This window comes from Mycobacterium sp. GA-1841, from assembly GCF_001954135.1.
Lineage (GTDB): Bacteria > Actinomycetota > Actinomycetes > Mycobacteriales > Mycobacteriaceae > Mycobacterium.
This window is the reverse complement of sequence record NZ_MBEQ01000047.1, coordinates 1-21310: the sequence shown is the minus strand read 5'-3', so window position 1 is coordinate 21310 and position 21310 is coordinate 1. Positions and strand designations below refer to the sequence as shown.

21 protein-coding genes are annotated in these 21310 nt (G+C 63.7%); 6 read left to right on the top strand and 15 right to left on the bottom strand.

Translation table 11 applies throughout. The annotated features are described in order from the left end of the window. Nucleotides 1–3: 3 nt before the first annotated feature. From A5740_RS11605 to A5740_RS11575, 7 genes are all read right to left on the bottom strand, one after another. Nucleotides 4–1140 (bottom strand): MCE family protein, encoded by a 1137-nt coding sequence (locus tag A5740_RS11605; RefSeq protein ID WP_076194179.1) that lies wholly within the window; start codon nt 1138–1140, stop codon nt 4–6. After that, nucleotides 1140–2117: an MlaD family protein gene (locus A5740_RS11600; protein ID WP_076194177.1), complete on the bottom strand. Its 978-nt coding sequence runs from the start codon at nt 2115–2117 to the stop codon at nt 1140–1142. The genes A5740_RS11605 and A5740_RS11600 overlap by 1 nt, the downstream gene beginning before the upstream one ends. After that, nucleotides 2105–3136 (bottom strand): MlaD family protein, encoded by a 1032-nt coding sequence (locus tag A5740_RS11595; protein WP_076194176.1) that lies wholly within the window; start codon nt 3134–3136, stop codon nt 2105–2107. Before A5740_RS11595 ends, A5740_RS11600 begins: the two co-directional genes overlap by 13 nt. Continuing rightward, complete coding sequence (locus tag A5740_RS11590; protein WP_076194174.1) at nt 3133–4275, bottom strand: hypothetical protein; 1143 nt, start codon at nt 4273–4275, stop codon at nt 3133–3135. Before A5740_RS11590 ends, A5740_RS11595 begins: the two co-directional genes overlap by 4 nt. Before the next feature lie 12 nt (nt 4276–4287). Beyond that, nucleotides 4288–5166: an ABC transporter permease gene (locus tag A5740_RS11585; protein ID WP_083654052.1), complete on the bottom strand. Its 879-nt coding sequence runs from the start codon at nt 5164–5166 to the stop codon at nt 4288–4290. After that, nucleotides 5166–6095 carry an ABC transporter permease gene (locus A5740_RS11580; RefSeq protein WP_083654050.1) on the bottom strand — a complete coding sequence of 310 codons (930 nt, stop codon included), beginning with the start codon at nt 6093–6095 and terminating at the stop codon, nt 5166–5168. The genes A5740_RS11585 and A5740_RS11580 overlap by 1 nt, the downstream gene beginning before the upstream one ends. A gap of 427 nt (nt 6096–6522) precedes the next feature. Continuing rightward, the gene (locus A5740_RS11575) at nt 6523–6987 is read right to left on the bottom strand and encodes a hypothetical protein (RefSeq protein ID WP_076194172.1); all 465 of its coding nucleotides are present in this window, start codon (nt 6985–6987) and stop codon (nt 6523–6525) included. Between the two features lie 135 nt (nt 6988–7122). Here A5740_RS11575 and A5740_RS11570 point away from each other — a divergent pair, with 135 nt between their 5' ends. Continuing rightward, entirely contained in the window at nt 7123–7662 is a 540-nt protein-coding gene (locus tag A5740_RS11570; RefSeq protein WP_139335077.1) for a hypothetical protein, read from the top strand. Between the two features lie 103 nt (nt 7663–7765). On the opposite strand, the gene A5740_RS11565 is transcribed toward A5740_RS11570, so the two are convergent. Together A5740_RS11565 and A5740_RS11555 are read right to left on the bottom strand one after the other, a co-directional pair. Beyond that, nucleotides 7766–8389 (bottom strand): hypothetical protein, encoded by a 624-nt coding sequence (locus tag A5740_RS11565; protein WP_076194169.1) that lies wholly within the window; start codon nt 8387–8389, stop codon nt 7766–7768. Nucleotides 8390–9116: 727 nt separating this feature from the next. Beyond that, entirely contained in the window at nt 9117–9653 is a 537-nt protein-coding gene (locus A5740_RS11555; RefSeq protein ID WP_254849147.1) for a TetR/AcrR family transcriptional regulator, read from the bottom strand. Between the two features lie 455 nt (nt 9654–10108). On the opposite strand from A5740_RS11555, the gene A5740_RS11550 reads away from it, so the two are divergent. Further along, nucleotides 10109–10648: a VOC family protein gene (locus tag A5740_RS11550; RefSeq protein WP_076194164.1), complete on the top strand. Its 540-nt coding sequence runs from the start codon at nt 10109–10111 to the stop codon at nt 10646–10648. A 50-nt stretch (nt 10649–10698) separates the two neighbouring features. On the opposite strand, the gene A5740_RS11545 is transcribed toward A5740_RS11550, so the two are convergent. Continuing rightward, nucleotides 10699–11580: an SDR family oxidoreductase gene (locus A5740_RS11545; protein ID WP_076194163.1), complete on the bottom strand. Its 882-nt coding sequence runs from the start codon at nt 11578–11580 to the stop codon at nt 10699–10701. Between the two features lie 240 nt (nt 11581–11820). On the opposite strand from A5740_RS11545, the gene A5740_RS11540 reads away from it, so the two are divergent. Both A5740_RS11540 and A5740_RS11535 read left to right on the top strand, forming a co-directional pair. After that, nucleotides 11821–12564, top strand: a complete 744-nt coding sequence (locus tag A5740_RS11540) for a beta-phosphoglucomutase family hydrolase (RefSeq protein ID WP_076194161.1) — start codon at nt 11821–11823, stop codon at nt 12562–12564. Continuing rightward, the gene (locus A5740_RS11535) at nt 12564–14921 is read left to right on the top strand and encodes a glycoside hydrolase family 65 protein (protein ID WP_076194220.1); all 2358 of its coding nucleotides are present in this window, start codon (nt 12564–12566) and stop codon (nt 14919–14921) included. The genes A5740_RS11540 and A5740_RS11535 overlap by 1 nt, the downstream gene beginning before the upstream one ends. A 20-nt stretch (nt 14922–14941) precedes the next feature. Here the strand turns inward: A5740_RS11535 and A5740_RS11530 are convergent, their stop codons facing one another. Next, nucleotides 14942–15511 (bottom strand): TetR/AcrR family transcriptional regulator, encoded by a 570-nt coding sequence (locus A5740_RS11530; protein WP_076194160.1) that lies wholly within the window; start codon nt 15509–15511, stop codon nt 14942–14944. 72 nt (nt 15512–15583) lie between these two features. On the opposite strand from A5740_RS11530, the gene A5740_RS11525 reads away from it, so the two are divergent. Beyond that, nucleotides 15584–16459, top strand: coding sequence for a TauD/TfdA family dioxygenase (locus A5740_RS11525; protein ID WP_076194158.1), 876 nt, complete (start codon nt 15584–15586; stop codon nt 16457–16459). Nucleotides 16460–16469: 10 nt separating this feature from the next. On the opposite strand, the gene A5740_RS11520 is transcribed toward A5740_RS11525, so the two are convergent. Both A5740_RS11520 and A5740_RS11515 read right to left on the bottom strand, forming a co-directional pair. Further along, nucleotides 16470–18437, bottom strand: a complete 1968-nt coding sequence (locus A5740_RS11520; protein WP_076194157.1) for a YhgE/Pip domain-containing protein — start codon at nt 18435–18437, stop codon at nt 16470–16472. Next, nucleotides 18437–19114 carry a hypothetical protein gene (locus A5740_RS11515; RefSeq protein WP_076194155.1) on the bottom strand — a complete coding sequence of 226 codons (678 nt, stop codon included), beginning with the start codon at nt 19112–19114 and terminating at the stop codon, nt 18437–18439. The genes A5740_RS11520 and A5740_RS11515 overlap by 1 nt, the downstream gene beginning before the upstream one ends. Nucleotides 19115–19160: 46 nt before the next feature. Here A5740_RS11515 and A5740_RS11510 point away from each other — a divergent pair, with 46 nt between their 5' ends. After that, the gene (locus tag A5740_RS11510) at nt 19161–19787 is read left to right on the top strand and encodes a TetR/AcrR family transcriptional regulator (protein WP_076194218.1); all 627 of its coding nucleotides are present in this window, start codon (nt 19161–19163) and stop codon (nt 19785–19787) included. Between the two features lie 5 nt (nt 19788–19792). Here A5740_RS11510 and phoU read toward each other — a convergent pair whose 3' ends face one another. Continuing rightward, nucleotides 19793–20452: a phosphate signaling complex protein PhoU gene (gene phoU, locus A5740_RS11505; protein WP_067776257.1), complete on the bottom strand. Its 660-nt coding sequence runs from the start codon at nt 20450–20452 to the stop codon at nt 19793–19795. Nucleotides 20453–20516: 64 nt separating this feature from the next. Continuing rightward, on the bottom strand, nt 20517–21310 hold a 794-nt coding region (locus tag A5740_RS11500; protein ID WP_371454747.1), incomplete at its 5' end, for a GMC oxidoreductase.

Sequence of the window (21310 nt, the reverse complement as noted above, 5' to 3'; positions counted from 1 at the left end):
TCTTCATCGACGCTGGGCCTCCGTGAGGACGTACTGCAACAACGCGACATCGACCGCGTACGGACGGCCGGCGATGTCGGCGCAGCTACCCGGCGCGGACGCGTTCATCGCTCCGCAGGCCAACAGACCGTTGGCGGTGGGAATCCGGAACAGCGGCGGTCGGTAGGGCAGCACGATGAACGGGTGATTGTTGGCCCGCTTGGTGAACCCTCCTTCCGTGGCACCGGGTGGTTCGCCATTGACGCCACTGATCCACCGCGGCAACGGATTCAGCATGTTGGCAATGCCCTTGTAGTGGGGGCTGGCAATCCGCATCAGCTCACCTGTGACGTCCAGCGCAGTCTGGAACTCCGGGCCCAATTCGATCTCGATGTCGTTGACGATGGTCATGAGGTCTGCCACCGGTGCATCGAATTCGTACGCGCCCACCAAGGAATTCAACGCGTTCGGTACCGCCGAGGGCAGGTCCGTGACGATCGTCTTGATGTCAGCTCGGTTGTCTCGCACCATCGTGGTGAGTTCGGCGACGTTGCGGGTGATCTCGCCCAGCTGCGCGATCGCCTGATCGGGACTGTCCAGCAGCTGCGAGGACCGGCTCATCAACTGGTTGAGCCGGTCGCCCTGGCCGGACATCGCCTGGTCGACGCCCCTCAGCGAATCGGCGATGTTCGTCGACCCCTCAGGATTGACCGCGTTGATGAAGTCGTTGGCCGAGCCGATGATCTGTGCGATGCTCAGCGGGGTGGACGTTTGCTTGAGCGGAATGCACTCGCCCGGACGTAGTTTCGGTCCGTCGGTGTAGTTCCCGACCAGTTCGAGTGACCGGTCGGCGAGGACGGAAGGCGACCGGGTGACCGCTCGCACCTCCTCCGGGATCGGCCTGTCCATGTTCAGCGAGAACACGACCTTGACATCGGAAGGTCGCGGTTCGATGCTGCTCACCTCGCCGATCGGGTATCCCATCTGAGTGACATGGTTGCCCACGTACAGGCCGACGCTGTCGGACATGATGGCGCAGTACTCGTTTGCCGATTCCGTCGACATCGCCGATGAAATCCCACATGACGTGGCGCCCCAGATGGCCGAGACTGCCACGCCGGCCGTAATGACGACACGGCTTGCCGGAATGATCCAACGCATCAGCAGATCTTTCCCTCGATCGGGAAGCACAGGTCGGTGGCCAGCAGTTGTGGTGGTGTGCCCCGGTTCTGGGCATCAAGGGTGTTCTGCATGCTGCCCCGGATATTTCGTAGCCACCGCACCAACACACCGTTGCGGTCTGCGACCGTCTGGAACTCCGAGAGCACCCCGCGCACCCGATTGAGGAAATCTTCGCGATGCTCGAAGTAGAACGGGATGAGCGGGAAGATCTTGTCGACAACCTTGCCCAGGCCCACGAGCCCGCCCGCGAATCCGTCGCCGTACAAAATCATCGTCTCCTCGAGAATGGCGATACGCGAGATCAGGTACTCCAACAGCTCCCGGTTGTTGTTCATCGTCTGCAGATACTCATTGGACATCTCCAGGATGCTGGTCAGCTGGCCGCGCTGACGTTCCAGCACCTGGCTGACAGCGTCGCCGGCGTCGATGATCTTGGCCAGGATCTCGGTGTTGGACCCGGTCAGGCCCTGCTGAATCTGGCTCAGCGATTCGTTGATCGGCCGCGGCGCAACCTGATCGGTGAGCTTCGTGGCATCCGACAGCGTGCGAATCAGGCTGTAGGGCATGGTGACCCGCTCGTTCGGAATGGGTTTGCGGCCCAACGGCCGGTCCCCCATCGGCAGCAAGGTGACGAAATAGCCACCGACGACGGTGAGCATCCGGACCTCGACCTGGGTCTGATCGCCGATGAATACGTCGTCTTTCAACGACAACTGCACGCGAACCTGATGTGGTTCCAGCGAAACACTTTTGACGGTGCCGACGTCCAGGCCGGCGACCCGCACCGCGTCCCCGGAACGCACCGACGCGGCGTCATCGGTATAGAACGCAACCAGCTGACGGTTGGGCGGTGCGATATACACCCAGGCGACCACCAAGGCGACGACTGTTGTCAACGCAACCGTGATCACCCCCCACCACAGTGGGTTACGCACAGCCTTCCTCACTGATTGCATATGACCACCTTGCGTCCGTTGAGAAGCACATCCATCGGCAGCGGCAACTCGGCCGGCCCCTTCGAGCACGGGGCAGGATTGCCGTCCACCGGCGGCGGCGGGATGTTCTCCCACACCACCGGAATCCGCTTGACTCCGTCCATCTCGTTGTAGAGATTCGTGATGGCCTTGTCGAAGGCCTTTTCCGGATCCCATCCCGGCTTGTAGCCCGGGGCCGTCCATGGCCCGCTGTCCAGTCCCATGGCAACCAACAGTCGATCCACCTCAGCGGTGAAGGCAGGACCATATACCTGTGATTTACGGAATTCGTCCAGAACGGTCAGCGTCGAATCGGTGACGATCTTGATCTGGTCGAGAATTTTGGGCAACTCCGCTGACTTCCCGCGCACACCCTCGGCAACCGTCTTCAAATTGTTCAGGATCGTCGAGACCACCGCTTCCCGGTCCGAGACCAGCCCGGTCAAGCGTTTGATGCTGTCCAGCATCGGCCCCAGGCCATCTCCGTCACCGGCCAGGAAGGTGGCCACGTTGTCGGTGAAAGTGTTGATCTCGTTGGGGTCCAACTTCGCCAGCACCGGCTGTAAACCGTTGAACAGCACCGTGACATCGAAAGACGGAATCGTCATCGACGTCGGGATATCAGTCAGCTGATCGGGCGCATCACCTGCGGCCGCGTCGGCGACGTCGATATAGCGCAGTCCGGTGAGCGCCTGGAACTTCACCGCCAAGCGGCTCATGGGCACGATGCTGTAGCGCCGTTCCAAGGTGAACTGGACTGTGGCGACCGTGCGCCCCCCGGTGCGGTTGAGGGCCATCGATTGCACCTTGCCGACCCGCACGCCGCGGACCCGCACATCCGCTCCTTCGTGCAGCCCAGAAATGTCGGTGAATTGCGCGCTGAGGCTGCGCGTTTCATTCGCGACAGGTTGCCTGATCACATTGACGATGGCAACGAGCAAAAGCCCGCTGACCACGAGTGCGATGGCGAACTTAAACAGTGCGCCAAGATGTTTCCTCATTGAATGTCTCCGAGCATGACGTTCAGCGGCGCAGCCACTCCTGGCAGCTGATCCAATACGACGCGCACCTGCAGGGCATGCTGGTCCCCCGAGCCCGCATACATGCGTTCCAGACGCGAGCGCAGCTCACCCAACTTGTCCCCGAGATCAGCCGGATCGACCAGACGCGGCACTACATCGGCCATCATCCGAACCTGATCCACCACGGGGAACAGGTCGAAGGTGTGCGAGCCTTCCAGGTCTCCCACCTTGGAAAAGAGGTCGTACTTCGCGCCCTTGAAGTACTCGCGGAGTCGTCCGTAGATGAACTTGTCCGGATTGGCGACCAAATCGTCGACTGCCGAGTTGAAGTAGTCCACCTTCTCTTGGCTGTAGTACTTCAGATATGGGTTCGATGCGCGCGCCTCTTCCGGATCGAAATGCACACCGGCGGCATTCCAGATGTAACCCTGGCCGGCGCTGATCGCCCCGTCGAGAAATGAGGGCAAACCGACGCTGATTGCCGTGGTATTTCGCAGCAACTGCTCGGTGCTGACGGTCTGGACATCCGTCACTGCCGTCGAGACCAGGACCATCGTTTCGAACAGTGGATTCAATGCATCGGTGTAACGGGTGGCTCGATCCACGACGCTGATCAACTGAGGTGTGATCACGTCGTGCGTGATCTCACCCAGCCGGTACAGCAGGGTCTGCAGGGTGAAGTTACCCCTCGGCTCAACGCTGATCGAGGCACCGTTGCGCAGAACCTCGCCATGGTCCGCGGGAACCAGATTGATACCCGTGATACCAAAGTAGTTGGCGGGCCGGAAATCGATGGCGACCGCGTCGGTCAGGCCCTTGGTAGGACCGGCTTCGAGGTCGACATTTACGCGCACACGGCTATCGGCGAGCTTCGAAATGTTGGTGACCTCACCGACTTTGTGGCCATAGAGGATGACGGAAGTGCCGTCGTCGACACCCTGCCCCACATACGGCGTGTCGATGGCGACCGAAATGGTGTCCTCGGCCGGCCGCCCGGACGGATTGATCACCGTGGAATACAGCAGGAATGCGAGCACACAGAACAGCACGAATCCGGCACCGATCCAGGTCAGAATGCGCTCGTGCTTGCGTTCGTCCACGCGAAGTAGCGTCGTCATCGTCCCAATCCCCTACCCGGTGAACACGAATGTTGGTTGCAGGCCCCAAAAAGCCACCGTGAGGCTGAAGTCCAGGACCACAATGGCCACCAAGCTCGCCCGCACCGCACGCCCGGACGCCACTCCTACACCCACAGGCCCACCCGACGCGAAATAGCCGTAGTAGCAGTGGATTATCGTCACGGCAGCGCAGAAGACCGTGGCCTTGATCGTGGAGTACATGAGATCGGTCGGCGACAGGAACTGGACGAAATAGTGTTGATAGGTGCCTTCTGGCGCGGCGTAGAACACGGTGATCATCGCATTGGAGATGGCGAAACTTCCCAGCAACGCAAGCGCAAAACCGGGAATCACGATCATCAGCGAACCGAGAACTCTCGTCCCCGCCACATACGGCAACGCCCGCAAGCCCATTGCTTCGGTGGCATCGATCTCCTCGGCGATGCGCATCGAGCCGATCTCCGCGGTCATTCGCGCACCGGCCTGGGCAGCGAAAGCGATGCCCGTGATCACCGGGGCCATCTCCCGGACGTTGGCCAAACCGCCTACCACTCCCGACAGCGCACCAAAACCCAGAAGGTTCAATGTCGCCCAGGCCTCGATCGCGACCGAAGCGCCCATCGCGATACCGAGAATCAGCAGGACACTGATCACCCCGCCGTCGACCACCAAAGAGCCGCGGCCAAACGACAGACTGATCATCCGGGCCAACGTCTCTTTGCGGTAATGCTTGATGGTGACGGGCAGGTAGTAGAGGATCTGGCCGGCGAAGAGCAGGGCACCGCCTATCCGATGTAGCGGGGCCTGAACGGTCTTGAGCAACCTCCCGAGGAACCGAAATTGGTTGAAGTATCGGGACGGTGCTGCTGATCCCACCTGATCGTCGAGCACTATGCCACCGCCATCGGGAAGAACATCGCCTGAATCTGTGTGATCACCAGGTTCGCGATCACGATGCCGACGACGTTGACAACAACCGACGCGTTCACCGCGTCGGCCACACCACGCGGACCACCTTTGGCCTCAATACCTTTCAGCGACGACACGATAGCCACGATCGCCGCGAACACCACCGCTTTCCCGATCGCAAACCACACATCGACAATCTTGGCGAACGCACCGAACGACGCCCAGAAACTCCCGCTGGTCACACCACTGACCGTGACCGCCAACAAAAACGACGCCGCCACCGCCGAAGCAAGGATCACCGCCGTCAACACCGGAGCCAGGATGATCAGGGCCAAAAATCGCGGCACCACCAGAGTCCGGACCGGGTCGACACCCATCACCCGAAACGCGTCGAGTTCTTCGCGAATCGCCCGGGCCCCAAGGTCGGACGCGATCGCCGAAGCCGCCGCACCACCCATCAACAAACCCGCAGTCATCGGAGCGCCCTGGCGGACGATACCGACGCCGCTCGCCGCGCCGACGATCGATGCCGCGCCCACTTGGTTGATCAGACCGGCCGTCTGGACCGCCACAATTCCGCCGATCGGGACGGCCATCAACAGAGCCGGCAAAGCGGTGACCTTGTACAGCGACCAACACTGATGGGTGATCTCCCCACCCGGCAAACGCAGCGACACCGCGTCTTGGACCATGTACCTGATCACCGACGCCGACAGCAGTACCGCGCGACCTACCGTGTGGACGCTTTCGATCGGGCGCTTCGCCAAACGCCGAAGCAGCTTGTGTAGACGGTCGAGACTCGGCCTGGCCACCGACGCACCTCGATGCAGTCCGGAACGGACTGGGCCCGATGGCACTGCCCGGCCGGCGTCGGCCTCAGCGCGAAGTTCGCTTACGTTGGTGACTGCCATCTGTTTGCTGACTCGTTCCTTTGAGATGCTTGCCGGGGCCGGTCCGCCGATGTGATGTAGGCGGTCGTCGAGTTTGACTGTGATAGCCCTCTCAATCGCTGCGAGGATCTTACATCACGAGATTGTCAGATTGCCAGTGGCGAGTCAGATCCGCACCGAGCCGGTTCGGCGTCGTCGGATCGCCCCGTAGGCGGCTTTGACCTGCAGCTATGGTCGGATCGGCGAAAGACGCCTGGCCAGCTGCCGTTTACTCCACTGGCTCACACTTCGGGGCAATGTCAGATAAGTGACACTAACTATTGGCAGATTAGACGGATAGGCGTCCGGATGGACGCAGTACGGCCGTCGCCGCCAACCAGCGCCCCACCAGCGGATAAGATTTGCCAACAACTGCACCTAGCCGCCTCGGCCGACGCCGTCGGACGATTCAGTCGCCGGCCAACACGATGGCAGCCGTGGTATTGCCCGTGTTGGCATCGGTGAGCACGTCGGCCCCGTAACGGGTGTAGGTGCAATCTGGGATGGTGTCCCAACCGAAGAGCGTCGCGCCGTAGATCGCCTTCTGCTCGGCGTCGGCGAACTTCTGGGTACTGGCAAAGCCGGCCAACAGTTTCGCCTTGCCTGCAGGATAAGACAATTGACGCAACATCGGCATCGGATCCTCCATCGGCTGGAACCGGGCCGTGCGATTGGCGTAGTTCTGCGTCTCAAGGTTTGCGCGCTGGGCAACGCCCTCAAGCACCGGGTCGGATTGCAACGCCGGACAGCCGCCGCGCTTCGCCGCGACGGCCGACCTCAGATCTGCGGTCGGATCTGCAGCTGCCGCAGGAGCGAAGGTCATCGCCACGGCCAGGGTCATGGCCGCCGCCAAACTGACACGCCCAGACGCCATCTCAGTCCGCCTCTCACAGAATCGACACGAAGCACCGCGAACATAGAACACTCCCGACCTATCTGACAAGATCCCTAGCCAGATCACCCTGGCGCTTAGTAAGGTCTGGAAAAACCTTGACCTCTAGGAGTAGTCGTGCCGCTCGCGCATCAACGGTCCAGTTGCGGATTCCCGCAGCGGGTGACTCGTTTCTCCACCCGGCTCGCGTTTGTGGCACTCCTCGTCTCCGCATGCTCTGCCGTCACGTCCATCAATGGTGCCGAATCTCGCGCGGACGTAGGTGATTTGGGATCTCCACCGGCCGACTGGGAGGTCAAGCAAACTCTCACCGATCTCTACAATGCCGGCCATCCACCGGATTGGGCGATCGACGTTCAGATCGTCGGCCCGATCATGGTGGGGCAGCCGACCATTCATCCGAATCCTCCTCCGGACCCATGGTGCGTTCGCTGTGGCTACCCGGACCAGGGCGCAAGCCTGATGTACCCGGTAATGGCGGTGGCATCTGTGACATCCACGCAGGGTCTCGTATCCAGCGCGTTGCCGGCCAGCAGCTTCGTCCACACCACCACGACGACCTACAACGGCACACCATGCCCAGGGGAGACAGTCGCGCAGTACTGCCCGGCGTACTTCTTCTACCGCGACGGCGGAGGCCGGTGGCAGATCGCCTGATCGGGCGCAGAACGTGCGATTCCGGTCGCGTTCACGGTCCTGCTGCGAGCAGGAAACCGAGCAGGAGACGTTCCCATCGCAGCCGCGATGACGAACTCAGGCCTTACTGCTCGCACACACGCGATCGTTTGATCTGGCTGGCCCAGCGTTTGACTCGCTGTTGCGACGGGCCGTAGACCCAAGCGGTGTTACGTGCCCGGATACCAATACCGACGTTGGACAGTTCCTGCCAGAGCCGATAGAAGGGCTCGCCCTGGTAGATCGGGAAGTACATGTCTCCGGCGAAGTCCTGACTGATCGTCAGCGCGGTCGTCCGCGGGGTGAGGAACCGGACTGCCTGTTCGACGTTCGTGGCGACATTGTCAGCCTGGGCCTGGATCGTGCCGACGGTCCAATCATTGTTTGCCTGCAACAGATTGAATCCGAACTTGTCCATCTGATCCCGTAGATCCCGAAACTGCGCTCCGAACCACTGGCACATTTCCCGCTCGGCGTTGATATCGGCCTCAGTGACGTTCTTGCGGGTCTGGTCGTAGGGATAGGGGAACTGCGGAGTCCAGTTGCTCGCACTCGGGATGAACTCGGGCATCAGCGGAGGGGGTGGGTCCGATGGATCCGCGCTCGCCGGGCCTCCCACTGCCACACAGACGGCCGCCACGATCGTCAGGCAGGAGAGCACTCCGGATGCCCGGCGCTTCGCGTCGAACCGCTGTCTGCGTTCAGGCATTCCGGCCTCCGAAGTGGTCCGTTTCCAATGATTTCGGGGTGCGTACTTCAGGCGTGCAGAGACGACATCGCCTGCCTTCCGGCGACGGGTAATCACCATCCCCGTTCGATCAGCTTTCGCGCCAAGAATGTCTGCGATCCGCCGAGAATCATCGGCAGGGCTTCTGCAATCGGCAGCGCAAATCCCAGTTCACCGTCGTTGACGCACCGAGCGCGTGTGCCATACGGCCCGGGCGTCACCGCGAGGGTGCCGCCGCTCGACTCGGGCTCCCCCGACACGCACGGATCCCGAAAGCACCACGTCCACGAGCCTTCGGGGGTGTCGAAGCAGAGCTCGATGTAGTCAGAGCGCGCCGGACAACGCCGAACACACTGGAGTGCCGCCGGTACCCACGTCGCGTCCATCAAGCAGGAATCACTACAGCACGTTGACTTCGTCATGCTCACCCATTTCTTCCAGCACATGCCGACCGACAAAGCTGGAGTGCCCGCGACGCCTCGACGAGCGTCACTTCTCGGTGCGTTTGTGATCGATCTGACATGTATAGATGTCAGTTTGCCTCTGGGGCACGCACCTCGTCAAGTGCCCGGCGAGATTCGAAAACACGCACAGCCAATGGCGTTTCCGGCGACTACGAACCAGTTGGCGCGCCGATCGAGGCGGCGTCACGTTCGCGTTGTCGCCGGCGGATCCGCGTCGATGGCCGCTGCCGACTGGGGACGAGTGGCTAGCGGACGTTGGTTCGCCAGTACAGCCCGACGAGGAACTCCGCGAGTTCGTCCGGAGCGATGTCGAGAAGTCCTTCGGCCCACGAGATCAACAGCTCCGCGGTAGCTCCCGACATCGCAAACGCCTTCATCCGGGATTCCGCAGAGCTACCACCGAAATCACCGATGTCGTCGCCTGACCACCTGATGAAGTTCTCCGCCGCGTGGGTGAGGATGTCATTGCGATTGGCTCCGACGCGTCCACCCTTGCCGAGCGCCTCGACAAAGATGATCCGGATCTTCCGGGGGTCGGCGGCGAGCGTCTCGACCGAGGTCCGCAGTCCGGCCGACACCCTGGAAAAGCCGCCCGAAGGCGCATTGGCGACTGCGGCTTCGACGTCCTGCTCGATCCCGCCCAGAGCGGCCTCGAGTACCGCGTCGAACAGCACGTCGAGTCCGCTGAAACTCTCGTAGAAGTAACGCTCGGTCAAGCCGGCTTCGACGACGACATCCTTGACCCGAACAGTCGACGGATCGCCAGATCCGAACAGGTTCATGCCCGCTTCTATCAGCTTCCGGCGCCGCTCCGCGATTCGCTCTTCACCTGTCACCCCGCCGTACACGCGACCGGCCCCCGAAGCCGACACCTTCACTCTCCTGCCCAGTCACCAAGCCACAGCCCACTATTGACAATTGATCTTGCCAGACCGACCACGGCCCATGCAGTGCACAAGCAGACCATTGTCGAGTCAAGTGGAATGATATATTGTCAGATTCTCCCGGCGGGCGCGTTTCGTCAGCTGTCCTGCATGAAGGACATCGAAACGAACAAATCTCCTCGGGTCGTCTCCAAACCGGCTCACGGACAACGAGTTCACGAACAACCTGTGGCGGCAACCCGTCGCCGTGGTGGTTCGGAGTGTCCGGATCAACGCGAAACCCTGGCGGCACGTCGCGGAACCCACCGCACGAAGGATGTCCAGGCACGCAACGTCAGAAGAAGGGTGAAGAAGTGTTGGTAGCCAAGCAGTACAACCAGATCGCCTGGGTCGTCGATGACCTCGACAAGGCCGTCGAGCAATGGCAGCAGACGGCGCGGATCGGACCGTTTTTCGTGGGTTCGCATGTCGGTGCGATTTTCACCGAAGCGACCCACCGGGGAGCCGCGGTCGACATCGACATCAGCTGCGCCATCGCCCAAGCCGGCGGAGTTCAGATCGAGCTCATCAAACAACACGATAACGCCCCGTCGCCCTACCGGGATGTGTACGCAGACGGCGAAAGCGGCCTGCACCATATTTGCAGCTTGGTGGATGACGTTGAGGCCGAATGCCGCAACTACCAGGAGCATGGTTTCGAGGTGGTGATGAACGCTGTTGTCGCGGGCGAGACGCGCGTGGCCTACGTCGATACCCGTCCGATGATCGGATGCATGACGGAGCTGATGGGTCGACAAGGCCTCGCGGTCAAGATGTTCGCGGCCGCAGCGGCAGCCGCAGACGACTGGGACGGCAGCGATCCAGTGCGCGACCTCGTGACGTTGATGGCCTGAAGCAACGGCGCACGCACCGGCCAGCCGGTGCGTGCGCCGTGACAGGACTGCTATGTCGTGACCGGACTGGCTCCCTGCGCCAAAAGACGCGCGGTGTTGTCCGGGCCGTGACGGTTGTCGAATTCGTCGAACGCTCTTTTGATTTCGGTATGGACCGCATCGACGAGCGGTTCCCAGTCACGGTGAGTGATGATCAGGAACTGACCATCCTGCATGGCTTCGACGACCTGCTCGCCGACCCGGTTGGGGTCCGCCCCCTGGGCCAGCAGCGCATTGTTGCCTTCGACGGCGGCGGTATTCACCTCTTGTCCGAGCACTTTGGCTTCGGCTTCTCCAGAGCTCTCGCTGATCCGGGTGTTCACCGTGCCCGGGCACAGTACGGAGACGCCGATGTCGGTGCCTACCACTTCGTCGCGAAGCACCCACGAAAGTCCGAGACTCGCGAATTTCGAGGAGGAGTAGGCCCCGACACGGACCATCGGCACGATCCCGGCCATCGACGCCGTGTTGACGATGTGGGCTCGACCCCCGCGAGCCTTGAAGCGGGGAAGGAAGGTCGAAATGCCGATGAACTGTCCTTCGACATTGATCTTGTAGACCCACTGCCAGACTTCCAGGGACGTCTTGTCGAGCTCCCCGCCCCCGTTGGCGCCGGCGTTGTTGAGCAAGATCGAGATCGGGCCAAGAGCTTCCTCGGCGCGGTCGGCCGCAGCGGTCCATTGATCGGCATCAGTGACGTCGAGGGGCACAGCCACCACGGTGCCACCCGCATCGGCCAACTCCTTCTCGACCTTGGCCAACCGCGTTTCATCGATGTCGGCGAGTGCCACCTTCGCCCCGGCGGCCACGAGTGCCCGCGCCATCCCGAGTCCGATTCCTGACGCCGCTCCCGTAACAAATGCTGCCTGCCCTGCCGGCCATTTTGAAGTCATGTCTCCACGGTACCCCTATCTGACATGTAGGGGTGTCAGATATAGCGGACTCGCTGCGAGCGATTTCCGGTCACGCGAATCCAGTCGCAGAATGCGTCGCGTCCATCCAGCTCAGCGGGTCCTTATGCCTTCACAGCACGTCCCGGCACACCGCCGGTGCGGTGAACCCCACGTTTAACCACCCCATCCTCGTGGTGATTACCGCATGATGGAGAAGACGTCGGCGAAAGCGAGGACGCTGTGCTGGGCCTGCCCGAGCAGATCACCGCGTGCCTGTTCGATCTCGATGGTGTCCTCACCGACACCGCAAGCGTGCACAAGAAGGCCTGGAAGGCCATGTTCGACGAGTTCCTGCGGACCAGGTCCGAACAGTCCGGTGAGCCGTTCGTCGCGTTCGACATCGACGACGACTACCTGCGCTACGTCGACGGCAAGCGTCGCGAAGACGGTGTCCGGTCGTTTTTGGCCAGCCGCGGAATCGTGTTGCCCGAAGGCACGCCGAAGGACCCCACCACGGTCGACACGATCGAAGGGCTGGGCAATCGCAAGAACGCGATGTTCCACCAGACCCTGAAACGCGACGGCGTCGAGGTGTTCGAGGGCTCTCGCCGTTATCTGGAGGCGGCGGTAAAGGCCGGGCTGCGGCGGGCGGTGGTGTCCTCCAGTGCCAACACCGAGGAGGTGCTGAAGATCACCGGATTGGACACATTCATCGAACAGCGGGTGGACGGGGTGACGATGCGCGACGAGAACCTGCCGGGCAAGCCGGCTCCGGACAGCTTCCTGCGGGCCGCCGAACTTCTCGGCGTCGCCCCCGCCCAGGCTGCGGTGTTCGAAGACGCGTTGGCCGGCGTCGCGGCCGGGCGGGCCGGGAAGTTCGGTTCCGTCATCGGTGTGGATCGGGTAGGGCAGGCCGCCGAACTCCGGCGTGACGGCGCCGACGTCGTGGTGACGGACCTGGGCGAACTGCTGGTGGCGCGATGATGATCACCCACGAGGCCTACCCGGTGGAACCGTGGCAGGTCCGCGAAACGCAGCTGGACCTCAACCTGATCGCACAATCCGAATCACTGTTCTCGTTGTCCAACGGCCACATCGGCCTTCGGGGCAACCTCGATGAGGGTGAGCCCTACGGCCTGCCCGGTACATATCTGGCCGGATACTTCGAGATTCGCCCACTTCCCTACGCAGAAGCGGGTTTCGGTTACCCCGAAGCCGGCCAGACCGTCGTCAATGTCACCAACGGCAAGCTGCTGCGCCTGCTGGTCGATGACGAACCGTTCGACGTCCGCTACGGCGAGCTGATCGACCATGAGCGCACGCTCGACCTGCGCGCCGGAACGCTGACCCGCCAGGCCCACTGGCGCTCACCGGCGGGTAAGCAGGTCAGGGTGGTCTCCACCAGGCTGGTGTCGTTCGCCCAGCGTGGCGTGGCCGCGATCGAGTACATCGTCGAGGCAGTCGACGAATTCGTCCGGGTCACCGTGCAATCCGAGCTCGTCACCAACGAGGACCAGCCCGAGACGTCCGACGACCCACGGGTGTCAGCGGTGCTCAAGAAACCGCTGCAGGCCGTCCATCACGAAAATACCGACCACAGCGCGCTTCTCGTGCATCGCACCACCGGCAGCGCATTGATGATGGCGGCCGGGATGGACCACGACGTCGAGGTACCGGGGCGAGTCGAGGTCAGCACCGACTCCCACAAGGATCTGGCCCGGACAACCGTCATCTGTGGCCTGCGCCCGGGCCAGAAGCTGCGCATCGTCAAGTATCTGGCCTACGGATGGTCGAGCCTGCGCTCGCGTCCGGCGCTGCAGGATCAGGTTGCGGGTGCCATCACGGGCGCGCGTTACAGCGGTTGGCAGGGCCTGCTCGACTCCCAACGCGCCTACCTCGACGAGTTCTGGGACTGCGCCGATGTCGAAGTCGAAGGCGACCCGGATTGCCAGCAGGCAGTGCGATTCGGGCTCTTCCATGTGCTGCAGGCCAGCGCTCGGGCCGAGCGTCGCGCCATCGCCGGCAAGGGTTTGACCGGCACCGGCTATGACGGCCATGCCTTCTGGGACACCGAGGGTTTCGTGCTTCCGGTGCTGACGTACACGAAACCCCAGGCCGCTGCCGATGCATTGCGATGGCGCGCGTCCACCTTGGATTTGGCGCGTGAACGCGCCGCCCTTCTCGATCTGAAGGGGGCCAGTTTCCCGTGGCGCACCATCCGGGGCGAGGAATGCTCGGCCTACTGGCCGGCGGGCACCGCCGCCTGGCACATCAACGCCGACATCGCCGCGGCGTTCGAGCGCTATCGCATTGTCACTGGCGATGATTCGCTAGAGAAGGAATGCGGGCTGGCGGTCCTGGTGGACACCGCCCGGCTGTGGACGTCACTGGGTCACCATGACCGGTACGGGATCTGGCATCTGGACGGGGTGACCGGGCCCGACGAGTACACCGCGATGGTGCGCGACAACGTCTTCACCAACCTGATGGCCGCACACAATCTTCGGGTGGCCGCCGATGCCTGTACCCGTCATCCGGAAGCTTCGTATGCGATGGGGGTGACCACCGAGGAGACTGCGGCCTGGCGCGACGCCGCCGATGCGGCACACATTCCCTACGACGAGGAACTGGGGGTGCACCCGCAGTGCCAGGGGTTCACCACGCTGGCCGAGTGGGATTTCTCGGCCAACACGACCTACCCGCTTCTACTCAACGAACCCTATGTGCGGCTCTATCCGACCCAGGTGCTCAAGCAGGCCGATCTGGTGCTGGCCATGCAGTGGCAGAGCCACGCCTTCACCCCCGAACAGAAGGCCCGCAACGTCGACTACTACGAGCGACGGACCACGAGGGACTCGTCACTGTCAGCCTGCACGCAGGCGGTGATGTGCGCCGAGGTGGGCCATCTGGAGTTGGCCCACGACTACGCCTACGAGGCCGCGCTGATCGACCTGCGGGACCTGCACCGCAATACCCGCGACGGATTGCACATGGCCTCGCTGGCCGGGTCGTGGACCGCGTTGGTGGCCGGTTTCGGTGGGGTGCGTGACGACGAGGGCATCCTCTCGGTGGATCCGCACCTGCCCGACGGCATCTCGTGCCTGCGTTTCCGCTTGCGGTGGAGGGATTTCCGGGTGACGGTCGAGGCGAACCATCACCACGTCACCTACACCTTGCGCGACGGCCCCGACGGTTCACTGACCATTCGTCACGCCGGAAAAGACGTGGTGCTCAACACGCAGAAGCCGAGCACGGTCAAGGTGGTGCCGCGTCATGCCCTGTTGCCGCCGCCGCCTCAACCGCGCGGGCGGGAGCCGCTGCGTCGTCGCGCCGGCCGCTGACTCTTCCGCTACGTCGCTGACTATTCCGCCCGGCGATCGGTCGGCCGGAGCATCCGCGCGATCTCGGACCCGACGGCGTCGCGGACCTCGACGTCGGCGTCCAGACCGGTCGCCGACCGCAGGAACGGTTCGAAAAGACGCCACCCCAGTTGCAGGGCAACCGCACTGGCCACGGCCAACCGCCCGCTGCGCTCGTCGTCGAAACGCGGCAGAACCTGGCCGAGTAACCGGGTGACGCCCGGGAACCGGGTCTGCAGCTGGCCGACCGGGTATCCGTCGAGCAGCGCCCTGGCCATCACCCGCATGTGCTGATCCATGTTCCGGTCGATCTCCGCGCCGGGCCCGTCACCGTCGAGCAATTCGGTGAGTTGCCCCCCGAGATGCTCGAGCACCGCGCCGACCAATTGGTCCTTGGTGCCGAAATGCCGGTAGATCAACCCGTGGTTGACGTTGGACCTGGCGGCGATGTCGCGGATCGATGTGGCCGACGGGCCGCGCTCGGCGAACAGTTCCGCCGCAGCGGTCAGCGCCGCGGCCACCACCTCGTCACGACCGATCGGGGCCTTCGCCGGTGGCGGTGATGTAGTCACACGACTACACTAACCCACAACTACATGTAGTCACCTGACTACACGCCCATCCATCAGTGTAAAGGACCTCCGATGACTGCTCCTGCCGCCACTCCCCTCACCATCACGAAGCTGGGCAGTCGTATCGGTGCCCGCATCGACGGCGTGCAACTGAGTGGTGACCTCGACGCCGACCCGATCGCGGCCATTCGGCAGGCCCTGCTGCATCACAAGGTGGTGTTCTTCAGCGGTCAGCACCAGCTCACCGACGAAGACCAGCACGCGTTCGCCCGCCTACTGGGACAACCCATCGGCCACCACGCACTCAAGTCCGCCGACGCCCCGCTCATCACACCGCTGGACTCCGAATACGCCAAGGCCACCCGTTGGCACACCGACGTCACATTCGTCGCGGATTACCCGGCCATCTCGATCCTGCGCGCAGTGACCCTGCCCGCCTACGGCGGATCCACCCTGTGGGCGTCCACCGCAGCGGCCTACGACCAACTGCCCGCACCGCTCAAACACCTCACCGAGAACCTGCGGGCCGTACACAGCAACCGGTTCGACTACGCCGCCGCGCCGACGCTTTCGGATGAGCAGCAGCAGATGCGGGCCGTATTCGAGAAGCCCGATTTCCGCACCGAGCATCCGGTGGTGCGAGTGCATCCCGAGACCGGTGAACGCACGCTGGTGGCCGGTGACTTCGCCCGGGGCTTCGTCGGATTGGACAGCCATGAATCGGCGACCCTGCTGGAGTTGTTGCAGCGCCGAATCACGATGCCGGAGAACACGGTCCGCTGGACCTGGGCCCCCGGCGATGTCGCGATGTGGGACAACCGGGCCACTCAGCACCGCGCGGTCGACGACTACGACGACCAGCGCCGGGTGATGCACCGGGTGACCCTGGCCGGCGACGTGCCGGTCGACATCCATGGCCGGCCGAGCCGGGTGATCAGCGCAGGGTGACCCCCGCCTCTCACATCTTGATGGCCGGGATCAGCCGGGTCATGTTCCACAGTCGGTTGCGTCTGGCCGAGAGTGCCGAGACGGTCAACGCACCCGCCCAGATGACCAACAGCGTGAGGATCGCCTGCCAGAGCCGATGGTCGATACCGCCCAGGATGAGTTGGCGCAAACCGTTGACACCGAACGTCATCGGGTCGTAATTGTGGAACACCTGGAACGGTCGTGAGGTAGTCTCCACCGGGTACATGCCGCCGGCGCTCACCAACTGCAACATGAGCAGCGCCATCACCAGCACCCGGCCCACCGCGGGGCCGACGAACGCGTTGATCGCCTGCGTCGCAGCGACGAACGCGCACGACACCAACATCATGAAACCGAGCATGGCCACCGGATGAACCACCTGCATGCCGAGCGCGAACCGCACCACGCAGTACAGGATGATCGCCTGGAAGATCCCGATCACCGCGGCGGGCAGGTAGCTGGCCAGCACCACCCGGATCGCCAGGACCTCCGCGGCGATCGGCCGGGTCTGCAAAGGTCGCAACACCATCCACAGCACCAGGGCGCCGAAGAACAGCGCGAGCGTGATGAAGAACGGCGCCATCCCGGTGCCGAAGTTGGGCGCGGCGTTCTCGTCGGAGTTCTGCAGATGCACCGGGCCGCCGATCGTATCGGCGATCGCTGCCTTCTGCTCGGGGGTCCAGTCCGGTACCTGACCGGCACCGTCGGCGAGCTTTTTGGCCAACTCCGCCGAACCGGTACGCAGTTGCCCGGTACCGTTTTTCAGATCTCCGGCGCCGGTGTCGAGCTTGGCGATGCCCGCGGCCAATTCGGCGTTGCCGGTGGCCAGTTGCCGCGCTCCGCTGCGCAGTTGGTTCAGCTTCGCACTGAGATCGGCGTTCTTGCTGCCCACCTGATCGAGTGCGGAGTTCAACGGACTGCCCGGGCTGCGTAGCGACGACGTCATCGAGATCGCCGCGTTCTCGGCGTCGGTCAACTGCTGACGGATCTGCGGCGTGAACTGATGGGCCCGAAGGTCGTCGGCGACGCCGCGCAGTGTCCCGGCGGCGTTGTTGGCGATCGGATCGGGGCTGGCCGACAGCTGGTCGATCACCGAGGACAGTGCTGACGCGGCACCGTCCTGCGCCGCGGCGATAGCCCCGATCTGGTCATTGGCCTGCCGTAACGCCGCGGTGCCGTCTTGCAGCTGTTGGGTGTCGCCGCCGATCTTCGACAGCGCGGAGGTCACCGCCACCAATGGATCGGTGGCCTTGTCGATCCCGTCGGAGAGCTGCTTGGCACCGGTGGCCAGCTGCGCCGAGCCGGACCGCGCATCGTGCAGGCCGGCCGCCAACCGGCCGGCGCCGTCGTCGACTTTCACTGCACCGTCGGCCAATTGGGCCGCACCGTCGGCAGCCTGCTTGATCCCGGCTCCGGAGCTGACCACCACGGAGAGCACCTGGTTGACCGCCTGCCCGGAGATCCGAGTCGAGACTGCGTTGAGCACCTGGTCGACCGCAGTGCGACCGATGTTCGAGGAGATGTAGTTGTTGGCGTCGTTGTAGACCGCGATCAGATTGGCTTGCTTGGGTTTCCCGGTCAGCGGTGAGGCGATCGCCTCGCTGAAGTCCGGCGGCAGTTCGAGCATGAAGTAGTACTTGCCGTGCTCGACCCCGGTGCGTGCCTCATCGGCATCCACGACGTGCCAGTCCAAGCTCGCATCGTCGGTCAGGCTCTTGGCGATCTCGGCGCCGGCGTTGAGGTGTTGGCCCGAAACCTCCGCTCCCCGATCGGAATTGACCAGAGCCACGGGCATCTTGTCGACCTGGCCGAAGGGATCCCAGTACGCCCACAGGTACAGCGCCCCGTACACCAGTGGCAGCAGCATCAGCACCACGATGGCGGCGCGGGTCATGCGGCTGCGTTTGAACCGCTTGATCTCCGAGCCCCACGAAAGGCCGGCGAGTCCTCCCGACATCATGATTCCTTCCCGGTCAGGATGCGGTGATCGTGCAGATCATGGTCAGGCGCGTCGTTGCCGAGCGGATTGGTCACGCCCACAACGACACTGCGTTGGGTGGCGATGGCGCCGAGGCGCTCGACCGCAGTGGCCCGACGGGCGTCGTCCCGGACCTGTTCGAGATCACCGACCACCAGGATCGGGCGGTTCGAGAACAGGGCCAGGGTGACCTTCAACAGAAACAGGTCGAGGTCGGACAGTTCACTGATGTAGGTGTCGGCCGCCGGCGTCGGCAGTTCTCCGAACACCTCGCGCAGCTCGGATTCGCCGGCATCGCGCGGCACGCGCCGATACCACGGAGAGAGCCAGCGGCGCTGCTCGGCGAGCACCGTCTGCACGGTGACCGAGTCTTCGAGGTCGTCGATGTCGGCGAAGGCGGCGATCGCGCAGTGTCGCCGGATCGCACCAGGTTGCGTCTCCCCGCAGACGGTCACGGTGCCGCGGGTGGGTTTGAGCCGGCCGGAGAGCGTGAGCAACAGGGCAGTCTGGCCCCACCCGCCGGGCATCTGGATGGCGTGGAACCCCGGCGTCAGCTCGAGGTCGACGTCGGAGAACAACGGTCCGTGCTCACCGTCGACACCCAGCCCGGCCGCAATGATCTGCGGCGCAGCCTGCTCGTTGTCCTTGTCGTCCATCGGAAACCTTTCGATACTCACTGGTATCCATACGATACTAGCGAGTATTGTGTTGGTCATGCCGGCTGTCAAACCCGCACGCACCCGCCCCACCCGCGATGAGGTCCGCGACCGGATCCTGGATGCCGCACTGAAGGTGTTCGCGGCCGAGGGATTCGCCGGCGCCACGATCGACGCGATCGGTCACGCCGCAGGTTTCACCAAGGGCGCGGTCTACTCGAACTTCGAGTCCAAGGATGAGTTGTTCCTGGCCCTGCTGGACCGGCAGTTCGAGAGCCGCGGCGCGCTCATCGCGACCGCGCTCGACAGCGGGCACGGCGATACCGCCGCCATCGCCGCCGCTCTCAGCCGCTCCACACTGGATTCGGTGCACGATCAGACCGAGTACCAGATCGTGCTCATGGAGTACTGGCTACGCGCCATTCGTGATCCCCAGCTGCGCGAACGCCTCGTGGCCCGCCGTCGAGCGGCCGCCGATCAGGCGCTGGGCATCGTCGAGCAGGCCGGCACCGCATTGCCCGGCACGCAGCTGTCGGCGCTGGCGCAGTTGGTGGTGACCATCATCGCCGGCATCGCCACAGAGGAAGTACTGCAACCAGGCACGATCGACGTCGACACCCTCACCCGGCTGTTCAGCGCGCTCCTGGACTCCAGCCCGGCCAGCGACAGATAACGCAATCAGGCCAGCTTCTTGTGCAGCGGGCGCCCGCCCGTCGCCTCGAAGATGACGCGCTTGCCGATCTCGACGGCGTGATCGGCGAATCGTTCGTAGTAACGACCCAGCAGTGCCACGTCGACCGCCGAGCACACCCCGTCGTCCCAATGCCGGTCGAGCAGCAGGGTGAACAGATGCCGATGCTCGGCGTCCACGGCGTCGTCCTCATCGCGCAAGCGTGCGGCGGCGTCGGTATCGCGGGAGATCAGCACCTCTTGGGCAGTGCGCGCCAACCGCACAGCCTGTGCCCCCATGTCGGCGAAGCTGGAACGCACCTCGTTCGGTAGCGCGCAGCCGGGATGACGCAACCGGGAGATGTCGGCGACATGCACCGCGAGTGCGCCCATCCGATCGAGATCGGCGGCGATGTGCATCGAGCCGACGACGGTACGCAACTCGCTGGCCACCGGCTGCTGCAGCACCAGCAGCCGAAACGCCGATTCTTCGATGCGGCGGTTGTAGTCGGCGATGTGTTCGTGGTCGGCGATCACCTGTTCGGCCAGCGTGAGATCGGCCTCGAGCAGCGCCTGATTCGCACGTTGCATCGCATCGACGGCAAGTCCGCACATCTCGGCCAGTTGATTGCACAGTGTCGCCAGCTCGTCACGGAACGCCTCGCGCATCGCCCACTCCTTCGATCCCGGGCCGCCCTGGGACGCGGGTTAGATACCCGGAATCGGCCGAGCGCTAACCGCCGGAGTTGACCGGCTCGATGGGCAGCCGCCGCAACCCGGCGGGCGCTTCGGCCGGCACCACGGGATGCTCGGGCGCGATCGGCGCCAGTTTGCGGTATGGCTCATTCTGCCCCGGTCGCTGGTCATTTTGACCCTTGTTCGGCCACAGCGAGGCCGCCCGTTCGGCTTGAGCGGTGATCGACAGCGACGGGTTCACCCCGAGGTTCGCCGAGATCGCGGCACCGTCCATCACGTACAGCGTCGGGTAGTTGTACACGCGCTGATAGGGATCGATGACGCCGTGTTCGGCATCCTCGCCGATCGCCGCCCCGCCGAGGAAGTGCGCGGTCAGCGGAATGTTGAACAGCTCGCCCCAGGTGCCGCCGGCCACACCGTCGATCTTCTTGGCGATTCGCCGCGTCACCTCGTTGCCGACGGGGATCCACGTCGGGTTCGGTTCACCGTGGCCCTGTTTGGAGGACATGATGCGGGCGCCCAACGGGCCACGCTTGGTGAACGTGGTGATCGAGTTGTCGAGGTGCTGCATCACCAGCGCGATCACGGTCCGCTCGCTCCACTGCTTGGGATTGAGCAGACGCACGAGTTCGCGGGGATTTTCGCCGGCCTGATCGAAGAACTGCCGCCACCGCGGGACGTCGGTGCCCTGCGGTCCGGCGCCGTCGGTCATCAGGGTCTGCAGCAGACCCATGGCATTGGACCCCTTGCCGTACCGCACCGGGTGCCTGGAGTGCGGCGAATGTATGACCGGGTGTCGGCACGGGGGGCAGAACAAGCTCGTCAAGAACT

What these genes read in the sequence shown, in the direction of transcription:
- A5740_RS11605 (WP_076194179.1), bottom strand. Translation starts at nt 1,140, where the DNA reads ATGCGTTGGATCATTCCGGCAAGCCGTGTCGTCATTACGGCCGGCGTG.
- A5740_RS11600 (WP_076194177.1), bottom strand. Translation starts at nt 2,117, where the DNA reads ATGCAATCAGTGAGGAAGGCTGTGCGTAACCCACTGTGGTGGGGGGTG.
- A5740_RS11595 (WP_076194176.1), bottom strand. Translation starts at nt 3,136, where the DNA reads ATGAGGAAACATCTTGGCGCACTGTTTAAGTTCGCCATCGCACTCGTG.
- A5740_RS11590 (WP_076194174.1), bottom strand. Translation starts at nt 4,275, where the DNA reads ATGACGACGCTACTTCGCGTGGACGAACGCAAGCACGAGCGCATTCTG.
- A5740_RS11580 (WP_083654050.1), bottom strand. Translation starts at nt 6,095, where the DNA reads ATGGCAGTCACCAACGTAAGCGAACTTCGCGCTGAGGCCGACGCCGGC.
- A5740_RS11575 (WP_076194172.1), bottom strand. Translation starts at nt 6,987, where the DNA reads ATGGCGTCTGGGCGTGTCAGTTTGGCGGCGGCCATGACCCTGGCCGTG.
- A5740_RS11565 (WP_076194169.1), bottom strand. Translation starts at nt 8,389, where the DNA reads ATGCCTGAACGCAGACAGCGGTTCGACGCGAAGCGCCGGGCATCCGGA.
- A5740_RS11555 (WP_254849147.1), bottom strand. Translation starts at nt 9,653, where the DNA reads ATGAACCTGTTCGGATCTGGCGATCCGTCGACTGTTCGGGTCAAGGAT.
- A5740_RS11545 (WP_076194163.1), bottom strand. Translation starts at nt 11,580, where the DNA reads ATGACTTCAAAATGGCCGGCAGGGCAGGCAGCATTTGTTACGGGAGCG.
- A5740_RS11535 (WP_076194220.1), top strand. Translation starts at nt 12,564, where the DNA reads ATGATCACCCACGAGGCCTACCCGGTGGAACCGTGGCAGGTCCGCGAA.
- A5740_RS11525 (WP_076194158.1), top strand. Translation starts at nt 15,584, where the DNA reads ATGACTGCTCCTGCCGCCACTCCCCTCACCATCACGAAGCTGGGCAGT.
- A5740_RS11520 (WP_076194157.1), bottom strand. Translation starts at nt 18,437, where the DNA reads ATGTCGGGAGGACTCGCCGGCCTTTCGTGGGGCTCGGAGATCAAGCGG.
- A5740_RS11515 (WP_076194155.1), bottom strand. Translation starts at nt 19,114, where the DNA reads ATGGACGACAAGGACAACGAGCAGGCTGCGCCGCAGATCATTGCGGCC.
- phoU (WP_067776257.1), bottom strand. Translation starts at nt 20,452, where the DNA reads ATGCGCGAGGCGTTCCGTGACGAGCTGGCGACACTGTGCAATCAACTG.